This window comes from Peptoniphilus sp. Marseille-Q6390 (assembly GCF_965119475.1).
Map to the genome: position 1 here is coordinate 753,702 of NZ_CBCPLS010000001.1, position 17,617 is coordinate 771,318.

At 31.8% G+C, this 17,617-nt stretch carries 17 protein-coding genes; 12 read left to right on the plus strand and 5 right to left on the minus strand.

Going from position 1 to position 17,617, the window contains the following annotated elements:
• The first annotated feature begins 209 nt into the window (after positions 1-209).
• The 8 genes from ACWPVO_RS03690 to ACWPVO_RS03725 all read left to right on the plus strand — a co-directional run bounded on the left by ACWPVO_RS03690 (position 210) and on the right by ACWPVO_RS03725 (position 6,968).
• Entirely contained in the window at positions 210-944 is a 735-nt protein-coding gene (locus tag ACWPVO_RS03690) for an acyl-[acyl-carrier-protein] thioesterase (protein WP_454206613.1), read from the plus strand.
• Between the two features lie 72 nt (positions 945-1,016).
• Positions 1,017-1,766 (plus strand): peptidylprolyl isomerase, encoded by a 750-nt coding sequence (locus ACWPVO_RS03695; RefSeq protein WP_454206615.1) that lies wholly within the window; start codon positions 1,017-1,019, stop codon positions 1,764-1,766.
• 7 nt (positions 1,767-1,773) lie between these two features.
• Positions 1,774-3,105 (plus strand): GTP pyrophosphokinase, encoded by a 1,332-nt coding sequence (locus tag ACWPVO_RS03700; RefSeq protein ID WP_285044109.1) that lies wholly within the window; start codon positions 1,774-1,776, stop codon positions 3,103-3,105.
• 48 nt (positions 3,106-3,153) lie between these two features.
• Positions 3,154-4,608 carry an aminoacyl-histidine dipeptidase gene (locus ACWPVO_RS03705; protein ID WP_454206617.1) on the plus strand — a complete coding sequence of 485 codons (1,455 nt, stop codon included), beginning with the start codon at positions 3,154-3,156 and terminating at the stop codon, positions 4,606-4,608.
• Positions 4,609-4,621: 13 nt separating this feature from the next.
• Positions 4,622-4,972: a DUF1292 domain-containing protein gene (locus tag ACWPVO_RS03710; RefSeq protein WP_270675456.1), complete on the plus strand. Its 351-nt coding sequence runs from the start codon at positions 4,622-4,624 to the stop codon at positions 4,970-4,972.
• 8 nt (positions 4,973-4,980) lie between these two features.
• Positions 4,981-5,889 (plus strand): TIGR01212 family radical SAM protein, encoded by a 909-nt coding sequence (locus tag ACWPVO_RS03715; protein ID WP_282924937.1) that lies wholly within the window; start codon positions 4,981-4,983, stop codon positions 5,887-5,889.
• A complete protein-coding gene (locus tag ACWPVO_RS03720; RefSeq protein ID WP_005957675.1) occupies positions 5,886-6,311 on the plus strand; it encodes a hypothetical protein in 426 nt (141 codons plus the stop codon). Before ACWPVO_RS03715 ends, ACWPVO_RS03720 begins: the two co-directional genes overlap by 4 nt.
• Before the next feature lie 102 nt (positions 6,312-6,413).
• The gene (locus tag ACWPVO_RS03725; protein WP_250342161.1) at positions 6,414-6,968 is read left to right on the plus strand and encodes a DUF6648 family protein; all 555 of its coding nucleotides are present in this window, start codon (positions 6,414-6,416) and stop codon (positions 6,966-6,968) included.
• 87 nt (positions 6,969-7,055) lie between these two features.
• Here ACWPVO_RS03725 and ACWPVO_RS03730 read toward each other — a convergent pair whose 3' ends face one another.
• On the minus strand, positions 7,056-7,346 hold the full coding sequence (locus tag ACWPVO_RS03730; RefSeq protein ID WP_148465895.1) for a C40 family peptidase: 291 nt from the start codon (positions 7,344-7,346) through the stop codon (positions 7,056-7,058).
• A 215-nt stretch (positions 7,347-7,561) separates the two neighbouring features.
• Positions 7,562-8,188, minus strand: coding sequence for a hypothetical protein (locus tag ACWPVO_RS03735; protein ID WP_148465897.1), 627 nt, complete (start codon positions 8,186-8,188; stop codon positions 7,562-7,564).
• A 91-nt stretch (positions 8,189-8,279) separates the two neighbouring features.
• Here ACWPVO_RS03735 and ACWPVO_RS03740 point away from each other — a divergent pair, with 91 nt between their 5' ends.
• Complete coding sequence (locus ACWPVO_RS03740) at positions 8,280-8,864, plus strand: hypothetical protein (RefSeq protein ID WP_148465898.1); 585 nt, start codon at positions 8,280-8,282, stop codon at positions 8,862-8,864.
• A 110-nt stretch (positions 8,865-8,974) separates the two neighbouring features.
• Here the strand turns inward: ACWPVO_RS03740 and ACWPVO_RS03745 are convergent, their stop codons facing one another.
• Entirely contained in the window at positions 8,975-10,831 is a 1,857-nt protein-coding gene (locus tag ACWPVO_RS03745) for an alanyl-tRNS synthetase (RefSeq protein ID WP_454206621.1), read from the minus strand.
• 75 nt (positions 10,832-10,906) lie between these two features.
• Here ACWPVO_RS03745 and ACWPVO_RS03750 point away from each other — a divergent pair, with 75 nt between their 5' ends.
• From ACWPVO_RS03750 to rpsT, 3 genes are all read left to right on the plus strand, one after another.
• Positions 10,907-13,183, plus strand: coding sequence for a DNA internalization-related competence protein ComEC/Rec2 (locus tag ACWPVO_RS03750; RefSeq protein ID WP_454206623.1), 2,277 nt, complete (start codon positions 10,907-10,909; stop codon positions 13,181-13,183).
• Entirely contained in the window at positions 13,152-14,162 is a 1,011-nt protein-coding gene (gene holA, locus ACWPVO_RS03755; RefSeq protein WP_454206625.1) for a DNA polymerase III subunit delta, read from the plus strand. The genes ACWPVO_RS03750 and holA overlap by 32 nt, the downstream gene beginning before the upstream one ends.
• 86 nt (positions 14,163-14,248) lie before the next feature.
• Complete coding sequence (gene rpsT, locus ACWPVO_RS03760) at positions 14,249-14,518, plus strand: 30S ribosomal protein S20 (protein WP_005957552.1); 270 nt, start codon at positions 14,249-14,251, stop codon at positions 14,516-14,518.
• A 134-nt stretch (positions 14,519-14,652) separates the two neighbouring features.
• Here the strand turns inward: rpsT and hemW are convergent, their stop codons facing one another.
• Both hemW and lepA read right to left on the minus strand, forming a co-directional pair.
• Entirely contained in the window at positions 14,653-15,792 is a 1,140-nt protein-coding gene (gene hemW, locus ACWPVO_RS03765) for a radical SAM family heme chaperone HemW (RefSeq protein ID WP_454207181.1), read from the minus strand.
• Positions 15,779-17,590, minus strand: coding sequence for a translation elongation factor 4 (gene lepA / locus ACWPVO_RS03770; RefSeq protein ID WP_412446512.1), 1,812 nt, complete (start codon positions 17,588-17,590; stop codon positions 15,779-15,781). Before lepA ends, hemW begins: the two co-directional genes overlap by 14 nt.
• Positions 17,591-17,617 lie beyond the last annotated feature (27 nt).

Genomic DNA, 17,617 nt, shown 5'->3' on the forward strand with positions numbered 1-17,617 from the left:
AATGTTTAGGCTGTGAAACCTTTGAGGCATCCGCCGATTTTCGATAACCTCATACCTCGTCAGCCACTAGGGCTCAGGCGCTTCATAAATTTTTGTCTCTTTCTGTAAATTTTACCATAAGGTATATTTAAAGTAAACTTAATAAGCTTGCAAGCTCTCTTGTACCTATGAATTAGTAAAGTTATGTTAAAATAAATTTGGAGGTTCTTATGAAAATTTTTTGTAAAGAATATGAAGTTATGAATTTTTTATCAAGTGATGGAGACCTAAAGCTCAATCATCTTGTAAGTTACTTAATAGAAGCGTCAAACTATCAGTCAATAAATCTTGGACTTAGCAATGAAAAGTTATTAGACATGGGTTACACATGGATGATTTATAAGTGGAAAATAAAAATTAATAGGTACCCAAGAAGTCATGAGAAAATAAAAATTAAAACTTGGGCAAGTGGATTTAAAAACATAAATGCCTTTCGTGAGTTTGAAGTTTACTGCCAAGGCGAAAAAATTATTGAAGCTTCAGCTATATTTTTGTTAATTGATGTTGAGAAGAGAAAAGCAATAAAAATTCCTGAGGATCTTGCAGAAATTTATGGAAACAATGGAAATAGAATTTTCAAAAGCATTGAAAGGGTTAATGAGCCAAGTGAGCTTGAGATAGCAAATAGATTTTCTTATAAAATTTTAAGACGTGACTTAGATTTTAATAATCACGTCAACAATTCCGTTTATCTTGAACTTATTTATGAAGCTGTAACTGATGAGTACACTCATGTAAAGTTTAAAGACATCAATGTCAACTATATTAATGAATTGAAGTTAGGCGATGAGATTGTAATTGATTTTTATAGGGAAGAGGATGAGTTTTATTTCTTCTTCAAGAGCAAAGATCAAAGTCAAATTTATGCAAGGATTTGTGGCGTCTCTGAGACCCCAATAAGTTGAAAAAATATTTTTCAAATGTTAACATATTCATAGAAAAGATAATAAATTAGAAAGAAAATTACGGAGGTAATAATGGATAAAGATAAAGTTTTAGCAGAAGTAAATGGTAAAAAAATCACAGGAGTGGACTACAATTTATTTATTGATTCACTTAACCCACAATTAAAACAATATTTTGGTGGAGAAGAATTAAATAAGGACGTAGTAAATGAATTAGTTTACCAAGCTCTTTTATACGAAGATGCAATGGAAAAGGGCATGGACAAGGAAGATGAATTCATCCAAGTTGTTGAAAAGACAAAGGAAAGTATGCTAAAGACATATGCACTTGGAAAGCTTCTTGCTACTGCTGAAGTTAAAGATGAAGACATCAAAAAGTTCTATGAAGAAAACAAAGATGCCTTTAAGCAAGGAGAATCTGCTGATGCTTCTCACATCTTAGTTGAAGAAGAAGACAAGGCGAGAGAAATCTATGAAAAAATTAAAAATGGCGGAGACTTTGAAGAACTTGCAAAGGAATATTCAACTTGCCCATCAAAGGAAAAGGGTGGAAATCTTGGAAGTTTCACTAAGGGACAAATGGTAAAAGAATTTGAAGATGCAGTTTTTGAAAACGAAGTTGGAACTATTACTGAACCAGTTAAAACTCAATTTGGTTACCACATTATAAAAATCAACCAAAAGAATGATGCAAGGGAACTTTCTTTTGACGAAGTTAAAGATAGAATTGTGGAACAAGTTAGAAGACAAAAGGAACAAGAAATTTACAACAAAAAAATCACAGAATTAAAAGACAAATACGAAGTGAAAATGAACATCTAGGTGGATTATGAAACTTGAGCTTTTTAATTACATCGATGATGTAATGGATCTTTTTGATTACCATAAAATTGAACTTGCGGGAGTTAATAAAGAGCTTAAAAAGTATTTTACAGATTTATTTTTAGATGATGATAGACTTACAAATATCACTACAAGAATAAAAACTCAGGAATCCTTACGAGAAAAACTCATCAGGAGAAATTTTTTCATGAGGTTTCCTGATCCTGTTAGTGGATTTAAGTACATTCAAGATTTAGTTGGAATTAGAGTTGAATGCCGTTTCATCAAGGACGAAGAAGACCTTTATAAAAAAATTATCAAGGACTTCACAATAAAGTCCGACAGGGGTTATTATAGGTCTAATAAAAATAGAAAGATTAGACTTAAGCTAGATGACCCCCAACCTCAAACTCTTGCAAATGGTTTCACAATGTTTAAACTTGATGGTGAATATGATACTGGGTCTTTTATCTATTGTTTTGAGCTTCAGATAAAGTCCTTTGTAAATGTATTTTGGGGAGAAATTGACCACAAGCTACTTTACAAAAATTACAACTACATTGTTACCGAAGGCTTCTTTAGGGAAATTATGAATTCCATTAATGACAACCTAAAGATGATTGACAAGCAGCTTATGATACTTTACAACCATGTAAAGAAGCAGGATGCTTCAGAGACAATTTCTGCAGAGTTACAATTAAAGAAACTTTTGTCAAAGATCCTTCACGATGTATTCACTACGAAAATTCATGAAGAGCTAGGAATATATTTAAACATAAAAATTATAACAGACATAGTTGTAGATTTTCTATTTATGAAGTCTTCTAGAAATAAGGACTTAAGTTATGGAGAAAATTTCATAAATTTAATTAACAAGGTGAATTCTGTTTCTGGAAATGAAATGGACTTTGAAGAGTACATTGTTTTTAAAAACACGCCAAAATATTATGACAACTTTTCTAAGGGACTAATAGAAGTTTTTAGCAAGGTATTAAACAGTGACCTAGATTGGAATATTTTCTTTAAAATCTTACAGAGATTGTTACAAGAATCTTATAGCGACATATTGACTGAGTTTATTATTTTTGTGAGATATGAGTATACTTGTAGCTTAAGAAAACTCTGTGAAGATAAGGAACTTTCAAAAGAGAAGTCGCAAGAATTTGAAAAGGAAGTTTTATCTCTTGTTTTAGATGAGTTTAAAAAGACGCCTTCTCTTGAATTTTTAATGGATAAATCTCTTAATAAGTTTAGAAATGTGCTTTGCGAAATAGAAAAGTCTGATACCAAATCAAGGGACAGAATGCTTAAAATATTTAAAGACAATTATACTTTTTAATATGTAATTATTAACACTTCTTATGTATAATAGACCTAGGAGGTTTAAATGAAAAATAAAGATACCTTATTAGAGAACAGAACATTTTATTATTTTGATAAATTGACAAAAATTCCAAGATGTTCCTTTGAAGAAGAAAAAATAAGAGACTACTTAATTTCTTTTGCAAAAGATCACGACTTGGAATACAGAACTGATACAATTGGAAACGTTGTAATAGTTAAAGAAGCAACAGAAGGCTATGAAGATGTAGACAGTATTATCTTACAAGGTCACATGGACATGGTTTGTGAGAAGACTCCAGAATGTACAATTGACTTTTCTAAAGATCCAATAAAGTATGAGATTGATGGAGACTTAATTATTGCACGTGAAACAACACTTGGTGCAGACAATGGCATTGCTGTGGCAATGACACTTGCTCTATTAGAATCTGATGAATACAAACATCCTAAGATTGAAGCCCTCTTCACTGTTAATGAAGAAAGTGGAATGACAGGTGCTGGAAATCTTGAAAAAGGAATGGTTACATCTAAGAGACTACTAAACATTGACTCTGAAACTGAAGGGGTTGGATGTATCTCTTGTGCAGGTGCAGAAAGAGACCTTTTAAAACTTAAAAAGGAATTTAAAGATTTAGATGGGGACAAGGCTATTTATGAAGTTATAGTTAATGGATTAAAGGGTGGTCACTCCGGACAAGAAATTCAAGTTGGTCTTGGCAACGCAGTTAAAATTTTAGGAAGAAGTCTTTATAGCTTATTCCAAAAGGTTGACGGAGACTTAATTGAAATCGAAGGTGGAGCAAAGCCAAATGCTATTCCTAGATATGCAAGAGCTCTCGTAGCAGTAAAAGATGAAAACATAAAGAAAGTTCAAGATGTAATTGTGGAATTAAATTCAGAATTTGTTACTGAGCTTGGAAAAGTTGATCCAGATGTAAGACTTAACTTTGAAAAGTCAAAGGAAACTTGCGACAAGGCCTTTACAGATGATTTAAAGAATAGGATAGTTGATCTTCTTAACCTACTACCTAATGGTGTTATTGCAATGAGCAAGAACATAGAAGGACTAGTAGAAACTTCTGTAAATGTTGGAGTAATTGAAAATCATGAAGATGAAGTTCACATTATTTCAAATATAAGATCTTCTGTATCATCTGCTAAGGAATACATTGGAAGTGTAAACAAAATTGCTGCAAAAAATCTTGGAGCAGAAGTAGAAATTATAACAAAATACCCTGCATGGGAATATAAAGAAGTTTCACCTCTTAGAGAAGTGGCTAAGGAAGCTTACAAGGAAGTAAGTGGAAAAGAATTTAAACTTGAAGCAATTCACGCTGGCCTAGAATGTGGTATTTTTGTTGAAACAATTGGAGATATAGATATGCTTTCTATTGGTCCAAATATGAAGGGAGTACACGCACCTGGCGAACACCTTTCTATTTCATCAACTGAAAGAGTATTTGATTTCTTAATAAAAATATTAGAAAAATTAAAATAAATTTGGAGGAAATATGAATAACGAAGAAAAAAACCTACACCAACACGACGAAGATTGTGGATGCGACTGTGGCTGCGGACACGACCACGAACACGACCATGAAGACGGCTACCAAACTATCACTCTTACACTAGAAGATGACAGTGAAATGGTATGTATAGTTCTTGGCATTTTTGAATGTGAAGATCAAGAATATATTGCCCTACTTCCTGAAGATGAAGAAGATGGGGAAGATGTATTTATTTACAAGTACAAGGAAATCAACGAAGAAGAAGTAGAACTTGATACTATTGAATCTGAAGAAGAATTTGAAAAAGTTTCAAAGACTTTCGAAGAAATTTTTGACGACGAAGACGAAGAATAATTTTCTATATGGCTTATAGAAAATACTCAGACTTTTTAAGAGACAAGTTTGGCGAAAAAGTTTATAAGCTTCCAGTCAAACTTGACTTAACTTGTCCCAATAGGGATGGAACTTGTGGAAGAGGTGGATGTATTTTTTGTGGTGAAGAAGGTGGCTCTTTCGAAAACAGTGAAGGATCTGTAAGAGAGCAACTTTTAAAAAATATGGACCACATAAAAAAGAAATACAAGGCTAAAAAATTTATAGCCTATTTTCAAAATTTTACAAACACCTACATGCCCTTTGAAGATTTTAAGAGGGTAATTGAGGAGTCCCTTATTGAAGATGTAGTAGGACTTAGTATATCAACTAGACCTGATTACCTTCCCAAAAGACACCTAGACTACTTAGAAGAATTAAACAAGAAATACTTCGTAACTCTTGAGATTGGTCTTCAAACTGCAAATTATCACAGCTTGAAGAAATTAAATAGGGGCCACGGTCTCGCTGAATTTATCGATGCAGCTATTAAGCTAAAAAAAAGGAATTTAAATATTTGTACCCATATGATTGTTGGTCTCCCTTGGGATGACGACTTAGACATTGTAGAAGGTGCAAAGATATTAAATGCCCTTAGCATCGATGAAGTTAAGCTTCACGCTCTTTATATCTTAAAAGGCACAGCCCTAGGCAAGATGTATGAAAGGGGCGAGATAGAACCTATTTCTTTAGAGGACTACAAGAAAAAAGTTATACTCTTTTTAAGAAATCTTAAAGATGATATAATAGTTGAAAGAATAATTGGAAGAGCACCTTATGAAGATTCTCTCTTCTGCAATTGGAATACTTCCTGGTGGAAAATTAGAGATGACATTGTTAATGAGATGCAAGAAAATGGATACACCCAAGGTGATCTAGTGAAAGGAGAATTACTATGATAAAGTATATTTTAGGAAGCAAAGGCTCTGGAAAAACAAGATGGTTAATCGACAACGCTAATGAAGATATGAAACAAGGCGATGGAAATATTGCTTTTGTAGAAGTTGATGACGATCATATTTTTAGTCTTGATTATAATGTAAGACTTATTAATGCTACTGAATACAGATTGAACTCAATTGACAGTTTTTACGGTTTTATCTGTGGACTTCTTGCAATGGATTATGACCTACACAAGATTTATGTTGATGGAATTTATAAAGTTCTTAAACTTAACGTTGAAGACCTAGAACACCTTTACAACAAGGTTGCTAAAATTCCTGATGCTGCAAACAAAGAAATTTTTATTAACGTTGATTACTTAAAGGAAGACATGCCTGAATCATTAAAGGATAAATGTCTAGAAGTTACTAGCAAATAAGGTGTTATAAGTGGATAGAAAAACAATGGTTAGAATTATTGCGATCCTTCTCGTTTTAGCAATGGTAATCCCAATATTTCTAAGTGTGATTAATGGTGTTGCGTGGATTTAAAGAAAAAAAGAGGAGTATTTGAAGATTTTTTTGAACACAGGTCCTTTCTCATAAGCCAGTACACAAATGGCGAACTCACCAAGAGGGAATTTTTGCAAAAGAATTTTGATTATTTTGCCTTGAGAAATGCAAGACCCTATATAAAGGTTGACTCCTATGAAAAGGGGATGTACAACTACCAATACTATAATGTTATGGCAAAGTATTATAAATCTCTTTCAAAGGACGTAAGAAATACAAAAAAACATTCAAAGTACTACAACTATTATCTGAATTTAACAAATAAATACTACGAGCTTAAGGACAAGGCTGTCTTAAATATTTTAAAAATTCAAGACTTTAGAAATATGAAGGCTTATTATATAAAGTGCCAATCAAAGGCTTTGAGAAATGAGCTTTATGAAATAGTTCTAGAGGACAAGAAAGAGGCAATCTTTCATTCAAAGGCTGACTGGCTTTTGAAAGTCCTTCAAGAAGAAAAAATTTTTGACGACGGGATTAAGACTTCCATCATAGATCACTATATCAATGAAAAATATTATTAAATAGAAAGACTGAAACAGAAAATTCTGAATCAGTCTTTTTTTATTTGCATATTTATTTTTATAAAGTTTTTATTAAGAAGTAGTAAGTTATTTTAAATATCTCACAGCCCTTAAGGGTTGATAACCCCATGAATAAACCTTTGACTCAGACTCATTTACAAGTCCATCTGCTAGAGTTGCGTGAACTATAATTTTTCTTCCACCATTGACTCCTAGATAAATTGCAGCATGATTGTAGCCATAAGTCCACTTTGGATTTTTGTAGAACAATACATCGCCAGGATATAAAGTTTCATTTCTATTTACATAAATGCCTCCAAATTCTTCTGCACGAGTGTATTGGGCCTTAACCATTTGGTAACCCTTGTCGGCGTACATATTACAATGATTATCAACTCCGCTTAATAAAAAATTATAGAGTCATTTTTTACATAATGAATTGCAAATAAAATTTACAAAGACCTAAGGTGTTTTGTTAGCTATATTTATTTTTAAAGTTTTTTAGTTAATTATAGTTTTTACGGTTTAACTAGCCTATAAGTATTGATTTTTTCATAGATCCAATTAAAAGAGGACTGTGGGATAAAGCTCCCTCAGTCCTTTTTGATATTTAAAAGATCTTGGATTATGTTTTTTAAAGCATCTAAATCCTTAGAATTTTTAATAAAGTAGGTCATATCATTAAATTTAAAAATACCAGAATAAAAAACATTTTTGCCTCTTGATTCTTTAATTATAGAGATATTTATCGAATTTATATCATAGTTTTCGATAATTTCGCTTCCGCCCATTAATTCTACTGAATATGGTGCTTCATTTGGATTGTTTTTCCACGATATTTCTAAAATTAAACTTCTATCATTTCCCAAATTTCTAACACCAAAATAATAAGGATTTATATCTTCTTTAAATAAATATATTTTAGAAAAATAATCATCATTAAAATAAATAGTGTCGTAATCAGATTGATTAAAAAAACTGGAATGAAGAAAATTTAATCTTAAATCTTTTTCTAGTTCATCTAAAGAATTATAAGTTTTTGATACCTTTTCCGTAAGATTTTTTGATGTTACAAAATCAACAGATTGAATATATGTAGATATAGGTTTAGTTTTATAAAACTCATCTAAATTCACAGTCATATTGTCAGATTTTCTTGTTTGAGAGTTACAAGATGTTAGTATTATCATTGAGAAAATAAAAATTAAAAACTTTTTCATATTTTACCTCCATAAATTGAACGCTTTACTTTTAGATGATATTATTGTACAATAATTATGTACAGAAGTAAAGTAATAAAAGGAGGTAAAAATGTTTAAAAAAATTAAAATATTAGCTGTTTTGCTTTTTGCAATTACATTAATTTGTCCAATAAGTGCATTTGCAGAAGAAGAAGAAGAAAATTCTAATTATATTAAAGACATAAGTTACTATTCCGCATCACAAAAATTAGAGAATTTAATAAAAGAAGATAGAGTTGAAAAAATTGATTACTATAATCCTGAAACGGGAGAATATTTTGCTTGGTTGAAAACAGATTATACTACGAGAAGTTTTAAACCAGCGAAAAATTTTAGTTTTCATATTAGAAATTATGTAAGTTCAGACAAATTCTGGATTGGATCAGCTTCAATAAGAGTTTATTCACAAGCTCGACTTGTAGATGTATATGGAAATGAAATATCTGGAGTTAGTTTTCCATATGAGGTTAAAATAAGTTCTAAATTATGGGATATTGAAAAGTTTCAATTTGAAACAAACGGTGGACAAACTGAATATGGAAGAGTAAAAGGAAACAGGTATTATACAGTTTCTATTTCTACAGGTGATAATCCAGATTATTATGGAAATGGACCATATCTTGATGGAAGTGGGACTGTTTATCATGATATCTAAATACTTAACTATTCATAAGAATATCTAATTGTAATTTACTTTTGTACATAATGTTTTTGAATTAAAATATAGCTCACATTAAACATAAAATTATTTAATGTGAGCTATATTTATTTTGCTTCTCTTCTTATTTCGATTAAGAAGGATTCCATGATTCTTGTTAAGTCTTCTTCTCTGCATTGGATATCTAGGGTGTACATGTTGCCTGTCCCTGTGAAAGTTAAGTGGTCTTTTAATTTTCCAAAAATCTTCTTGAGGTCAAAGTTTAGATTTTGTGACCTAAGTATTAAAATTTTTGATTTGGATCCATTTTTAAGTCCGTAAATTTGTATGAAGTCATCTTCTTTTAGGATATAATTTGAAATTTCACGAAGTTCTTTTAAGTTTATATCTTGAAGGACCTTATAGATATAATTTAGGCCAGAAAATTCAGTGGAAAAGTTTTTAAAGCTATCTACTGCTTGGTAGAAGAGGGAAGTCCTCTCTTCATCTTCTTTCTCATTAAGTTTTATAGAAGATGCATTTTTTTCTTTTGAATTTTTATTATTTGACTCTTCTTCCTTCAATGACTCTTTCCCAGAGTTTTCATCTTTATTAGCATTTGAAAATTTATTTAGGTCCTTAAAGGATTCAAGTTTATATTTATCGTGGAAGAATTTTGCATCGTACTTTTCTTCCTTTTTAACTTCAGTGTTTATTTTATCTTTATCCCTAAATTCTTTTTTATTAGTTTCTATGGATTCTTTATCATCATTTGAAGTTTTGAATTTATTTAGGTCCTTAAAGGATTCAAGTTTATATTTTCCGTGGAAAAAGTCTGCATCGTAGATTTCTTCTTTTTTAACTTGATTATTTATTTCTTCTTTATCACTAATCTCTTTTTTATTAGTTTCTATGGATTCTTTATCATCATTTGAAGTTTTGAATTTATTTAAATCCTTAAAGGATTCAAGTTTATATTTTTCGTGGAAGAAGTCTGCATCGTATTTTTCTTTTTGTTTGAAGTCTTCTATTTCTTTAGGCGTTTCTTTTTTTTCTTCAAGCAAGTCTTTTTCTTCTAAGTTTTTATTTGCGACTTTGCTTGCAGAACTTTCACTATCACCTAAATCATCCTTAACTCCATCAATGTTTTTATAATCAATAGTTTCTGCTACTTTAATAGGGTTAACAGCCTTGTCTTCTTTTAGGACTTTATCAAAATCTCCAACTTTTTCGTATTCTGCATTTTTTTGAGGATTTCTTGATGAAGTAATCTTAGATTTTAACTTTTTTACATCAGAAAAGACTGAGTTAATGCTATCGCTATTTAGATACATCTTCATGTTGTCTAAGATGTTTAAAGAGTTACGGGCTAACTTATAGGCATTTTCTCCTGATGTGACCCTAAGCCTGATTATTGAATTTAGCTTCTCGACAGAAGAAATAAAAATCATTCCAATTTCACCAGTTCTAGATAGGGCTGGACCTTCATAAGGGATGTCAGCAAGTCTTTCAATAGAAATGTGGTCGCCAAAACTTTCAATGGCAAGGTTGGAAAAGACTGCGTAGTTTGCAAGAGACTCAATATTTTTTGCAGTCATAAACTTAAAATCTTTTGCAGACACGTCAATATAGGATGAAGAGTTCTCGACCTTGTAGCCAATAATATCTATGTTTGTGTTGGACTTTAAAAAATGTCTCACTATGGCGTTGCCAAGATTTTCTTGCATGAGAAGGAGTCTGTTTTTCCATCCAATTTCAATTTCTACATTCTTTGTGCCTTCATCAATTTTAAAATAGGACTTGTTGGCTGACAAAAACTTAGGCTCTTCTCCATTTATTTTAATTTGGTCAGCTGAAACTCTTTCACTACCTAAAAAATAGGGAGGATTTTCAAGCTTCCCATAAGTAATTCCGTCGCGATTTATTTTATCAATTATTTCTAATTTGTACTTTGTCTTGTAAGGGTTTTTGTAAACTGAATTCATAATTACCTCCTCTAATATATTAACATATTTCATGGTCCATGACCTCAAAAAGATATATAATGAAGAGGGGTGCCTATGTACTTATTCGCAGGAGTAATCTTCGGAATTATACTTTCAATTTACATAAAATCCTATCTTCTTGTGGGAATAATTTTACTTATTACTACCTCTTATATTTTATCTCTTAAAGATAGATATAAATTTTTATACTTACCTCTTGTAATCCTCTTTGTTTTTATAAATTTTAACTTCAGGGATTACAGCTTAAAGGCCTTTGATGGTCAAGTGGTGGGCAAGGCTGTCTTATCTAATGAAAATAAATCCATTATTAAGACAGAGTCTCTTAATCGAAAAAAATTTAAGACTAGGGTCTTAGTTTATGAAAAACTAGAAAGGGGAGGAAGGTATAAAGTTCAGGGGAAATTTTATCCACCTCTTCCTGCCATGAACAAGGGGACCTTTGACTATGAGAAGAACAATAAGTCTCAGGGGATTTATCTTCTTGGAAAGATAAATAGTTGTGAAAAAATTTCCGACCCCAGGGGTCTTTACAAATTTTCAAACTTATTCATTGATAGGGCAAAATATTTTTTTAATAAATATTTAAACGAAAGAAATGCTGGCTTAATGGGATCACTTATCTTAGCTGATAAATCTTTAGTTGACTCTATGGAAAGAGACAGGTTTAACTCTCTTGGCATGAGTCACATCCTAGCGGTGTCTGGACTTCACATTGGAGTTCTAGCTCTCTTTTTAGAATTTATAATCAAAAAGCTGAGCAAGAATAAAAAGTTTACGGACTTTAGCTTGTTTGTTATTTTATCTTTTTACATAATGGCAATTGGATTTCCAATTTCAGGTCTGCGTGCCTTCTTGTTTTACATCTTGTACAAGGGCAACACTTACTTAGAAGAGGACATAGACAATAAGGATATCTTTTTCTTAAGTCTATCAATAATACTTTTAATAAATCCCATGGCAATTTATTCCATCTCACTTTTACTTTCCTATGGGGCAATTTTTGGCTTGATTTTTGTCTATCCAAACCTCATTGAAAGAGTTTCAAGTAGGAGCCTAATTAGCAAGTCATTTGTTGGGACCTTGTCAGTAATAATTTCAGGTTTCCCATTAATAAATTATTATTTTTCAGGTTTTTCCATTTTAGTTTTTCTTGCAAACTTAATAATAGTTCCAATTTATTCTCTTATCATATCCTTAGGTTTTCTCATGGGCCTTGGAATTTTCCCATGTTTGCTTGGAAGATTTCTAAACCTGTTAATGAATGCTACTTATGGACTTGAAAGTCTCCTGCTTTCTAAGGGGTCAATATTTTTAACATTAAAAGCCTTTAAGTTCGAATATATTTTTATCTACTACATCTTGCTTCTTGTAATTTTAAATAGGAGAAAGCTAGATGAAATCATTAGGCCTAACTTAAAAATAATAGAAATTTATGGGGTACTTGTATTTTTATTAATGGGCTTTGGAATATACAGAGACCTTATGACCTTTGAGATAAGTCAGCTCTATATAGACCAGGGAGACTGTGCTTTAATTTCTTATAAGGGAAGGAATTATCTCATTGATACTGGTGGGGCAAGGTTTGAAAATAAAATTGCAGAAAAATATTTATTTCCAAGTCTAAAGCTAAGGGGTGTTTCTACAATAGATGGAATTTTTATTTCTCATTTTGATGAGGATCACTTTGGCAACTTAAATAAAATATTAGAAAACTACAAGGTAAAAAATATTTTTATAAATCATCTTCCAGAAGACCCAAGTATCTTAGAAGAAGGAGAAAAATATTCAAAAATTATCAAGCTCTCTAAGGGAGATAGGATAAAACTTTTTAAGGACACAAGAATGGAAGTTTTGCTAGACAATGAAAAGAAGGAAGAAGAAAATGACAAGTCCATGGTCTTGCTCTTAGATCACAAGAGTTTTAAGACTCTTTTCACAGGAGATATATCAGCAGATATTGAGAGGGAAATTAATTCAAAGGTTGATTTGTTAAAAGTTGCTCATCATGGATCTAGGACTTCAACATGTGACGAATTTTTAGAAAAGACAAGACCAAAGCTTGCAGTGATTTCAGCAGGTTATGAAAATTCTTATGGTCATCCTCACAAAGAGAGTCTGGAGAATTTGGAAAAACATGGTATCATATACTATGTTACTTCAAGAGACGGAGAAGTTGATTTTAAAATCTTGGGAAATCAGCTTAGGATTGATGTGAAAAATAAGAATCAAGACTATAAATTTGAAATAATTTTAATTATTTTAAACACAAGCTTATTATATATTGTGGCGAGGAAAAATTATGAACTACAAAAAAATTTACAGAGACAGTGACCACTCTGGAGCCTACTTATTTTTTGGACCAGAAAAATATTTAATGGAAAATGCAGTGGGCTACTTAATAAATAAATATGTAAAGGGGACTGAAGCCTTTAACTACACCAAGTTCAAGGGAAGCGAAGTTAAGCCAGAGGATCTTATCTCAGCTTGCGAGACTTATCCGGTAATGAATGACAAGAAAGTCGTTCTTGTTCGGGATGTAGTTGACTTCTTAGGGGAAAATGACTTAAAAGATTCCTTCTATGAATTTTTAGACAACTTATCTGACTTTGTAGTTTTAATTTTTTGGGATACTGCAAACATCAAAAAAACTACAAAATTTTACAAGGCCTTTAAGAAAAAGGATAGGGACATGGACTTTGCAAAGTTAAACCCTGTGGACCTAAACAACTTTATAAAAGGCTACTTCATTAGGAAGGGAAAGGAAATAAGTCAAAGTGAAGTTTCACTTTTTATAGGAGAGAGTGGTTACAATTCAAAGAATGAAGATGTAAGCCTCCTAGACCTAAAGACAGAAATGGATAAGATTGCCTCTCATGCCAAAAATAAAAAAATTTCACGAGAAGATATATCTAACACAATAACTGAAAACATAGATACAAATATCTTTAAGTTTTTAGATGCCATGATGGGGAGGAAGAGAGAAGAATCATTAAAGGAACTTCACAATCTCTATAAGTTAGGAGAGCCATCTCTTAAGATTTTTACCATGATAATTAGGCAGGTTAAAAATTTATTATCCTATAAGATTTTATCTACAAAAAACATAAGTCAAAATGATATTATGAACAAGATGGAAGTAAAAAATTTCGAATTTAAAAAAATAAGAGGCTTTGAGAGAAACTTTTCAAAAGAATTTTTAATTAATTTTTATGAAGAATTAATAAAGACTGACGAACTTTTTAAAACTTCCTCCATTGATGAAAAATTAATTATGGAAACTTTAATTGTAAAATATTGCAATAAGAATTAGAATTTGCAAGACTTGTTGAAAATCTCTTGCAATGATTTATAATTCGTGGTAAAATAGCAAAAGTGTTAAATATTGGAGGTGAAATAATGGCAAATATTAAATCAGCTATCAAGAGAATTGATGTTGCTAGAAGAAATTCTGAACAAAACAAACCAATTAGAACTGAAATGAAAAATGCAGTTAAAAATTTTAGAGCAGCTCTTAATGAAGATAGAATTGACGATGCTAAAGAACTTCTTATTGTTGCAGATAAAAAGTTAAAGAAGGCTGCAAATAAAAATATAATCCACAAAAATCAAGCTTCCAGAAAGCTAAGTCGACTAGCTAAGGAACTTAACAGCAAGATCGCTGGTTAAGAGAAATTTTCCCGGGAAAGTTTCTCTTTTTTATTTAAAAGTGGTAAATAAATTCTAATAAAATAAAAAAGTGAATAAAAAAGAGAATGTGAAGAGAGGTAGATAATTTTATCTACCTCTTTTTGTGTGCAAATTTATTTAAAGAAATCTAATTCAACTTGGTTGGAAAGGTCACGTCCCTTTTCTGTAAGCCTTAAATTATTATCTTCTAATAAAATTAAATTTGATTTTAAATTTTTTTCTATTTCTTTATCATAAATTTTTAAAAAGTCTTCATTAAATTTTTTATCGAACTCATCTAAGTCAAAGCCATAGTTGAGCCTTAGGCCCATCATCACAAACTCATTCATTCTGTTAGTTTTACTTAAGTTTTCTGAGAAGCCTATAGGTTTTTCATTCTTATCCAGGGCTTCGTAATAATCATGGAAATTATAAAAATTTGTGTATCTCAAATTTCCAATATTTGATGAAGCAGAAAGTCCAAAGGAAATATAATCTCTTAGCTTCCAATAAGCCATGTTGTGACTACACTCATGGCCTTCTTTGGCAAAGTTAGAAATTTCATATTGCTTGAGACCAATTTTTTTTAGCTCATTAACTACATAGTGATACATCTTCCTGTCCTCATCTTCAGTGGGAAAGGATAGAGGAGACTTCTCATGATCTCTAAAAAGTTTAGTCCCTTCTTCTAAAATAAGTGAGTAATAAGAAATATGTGGAAGATTTAATTCTCTTACTTCCTTTATTGACTCTTCGATGTCAGAAAACTTTTGGCCAGGTAGGGCAAGCATTAAATCTAGATTTATATTTTCAAAACCAGCTGACCTGGCATTTTCTATAGCCCTATAAATATCATCTTTTTTGTGAATTCTTCCAATTCTTTTTAAAATCTCTTCGTTAAATGATTGGGCGCCTATAGAAATCCTATTTATCCCATAAGAAAAGTATTCCTCAGCTTTTTCTCTAGTTAGAGAGTTTGGGTTGGACTCTATACTTATTTCTCTGTTATCGGAAAAATTATAGGCAGATAAGTCATCCATAATTTCTTTTATAAATCTTGAGTCAACTGAAGAGGGTGTTCCACCTCCAATAAAAACAGTGTCAATTATCTTATCTTTTAAAAAGTCTTCGTTTAATTTAATTTCTTTTCTCAAATATTTAAAATATTTTTCTACTTTAGGTTCACTTAAAAGAGAAGAGCAGAAGTCACAATAGTGACATCTACTCTCACAAAAGGGTATATGAATATAAATTGAAATTTTATTTGTCTTCATCATATTTTAAAACAGATAAGAAGGCATCTTGTGGTATGTCTACGCTACCCACAGTACGCATTCTCTTCTTTCCTTCTTTTTGCTTTTCAAGAAGTTTTCTCTTTCTCGAAATATCTCCACCATAACATTTTGCAAGTACGTCCTTTCTAAGGGCACGAATTGTTTCTCTTGCAATGATTTTATTTCCAATTGCAGCTTGGATTGGAACTGCAAATTGGTGTCTTGGGATTACGTCCTTTAATTTTTCACAAACATTTCTTGCACGAGTGTAGGCAGAAGATTCATGAACAATTAGTGAGAAGGCGTCTACAAGTTCTTCATTAATAAGGATATCTAACTTAACAAGATCAGATTTTTCATATCCAATTAATTCATAATCATAAGATGCGTAGCCACGAGTTTTTGATTTTAATGCATCAAAGAAGTCATAAATAACTTCGTTAAGTGGCATGTGGTAGGTAATAAGGGCTCTAGTTTCTTCTAGGTATTCCATATTCTTAAAGACACCACGTCTGTTTTGACAAAGTTCCATAACTTGACCAACGTAATCTGTTGGAGTCATAATCTCTGCCTTGACAATAGGTTCTTCCATGTATTCTATCTCTGTTGGGTCAGGAAGGTTTGATGGATTTTGAATTGAAATCATCTCACCATTTTTTTTCATTACATTGTATATAACTGATGGAGCAGTAGTGACAATATTTAAGTCAAACTCTCTCTCAAGTCTTTCTTGAATTATTTCCATGTGAAGAAGACCTAAGAAGCCACATCTAAAACCAAAGCCAAGAGCAACAGAAGTTTCAGCCTCAAAGTCAAGGGCAGCATCATTTACTTGGAGCTTTTCAAGAGCTTCACGAACGTTGTTGTACTCTTCGCCTTCGCCAGGATAGACACCACAGAAAACCATAGGCACAACTTTTTTATAGCCAGGCATTGGCTCTTGCGTCCTATTGTTCTTAAGAGTTATTGTGTCCCCAACTCTTGCGTCTTTAACATTTTTAATAGAAGCAGTTATGTAGCCAACTTCACCAGCACTTAAAGAGTCAAGAGGTATGTGGCCATTAGAAGTAACACCAACTTCAACAACCTCAAAGGACTTGCCCGTTGCCATCATAGTTATTTCGTCGCCAGGTTTAACTGACCCATCGACAACTCTAACGTCACAGATTACTCCCTTATAAGAATCGTAGAAGGAGTCAAAGATTAAAGCCTTAAGAGGAGCATTATGGTCTCCACTTGGTGCAGGTACCTTATCGATAATTGCGTGAAGGACATCGTCAATGCCAATGCCTTCCTTTGCAGAGATAAGTGGAATTCCGTCAGTATCAATGCCAATAATATCTTCAATTTCTTCTTTAATTTCATCAGGTCTAGCACTTGGTAGGTCAATCTTATTTATTACTGGTACAAGTTCAAGATCTTGGTCAACTGCAAGATAAACATTAGCAAGTGTTTGAGCTTCAACGCCTTGGGCAGCATCAACAACAACTATGGCACCCTCGCATGCTGCAAGAGAACGGGAAACCTCATAGTTAAAGTCTACGTGGCCTGGGGTGTCAATAAGGTTTAAAATATATTCTTGTCCGTCTCTGTCGTCTTTATAGATTAACCTTACTGCCTTTAATTTAATTGTAATTCCTCTCTCACGCTCTAGGTCCATGGAGTCAAGAACTTGTTGTTCCATTTCTCTCTTTGTGAGCATGCCTGTTGATTCGATTAGTCTGTCGGCAAGAGTAGATTTTCCGTGATCAATGTGTGCTATTATTGAAAAATTTCTAATATTTTTCTGATTTCTCAAATTTTTACCTCCGATTTCATGGGGATT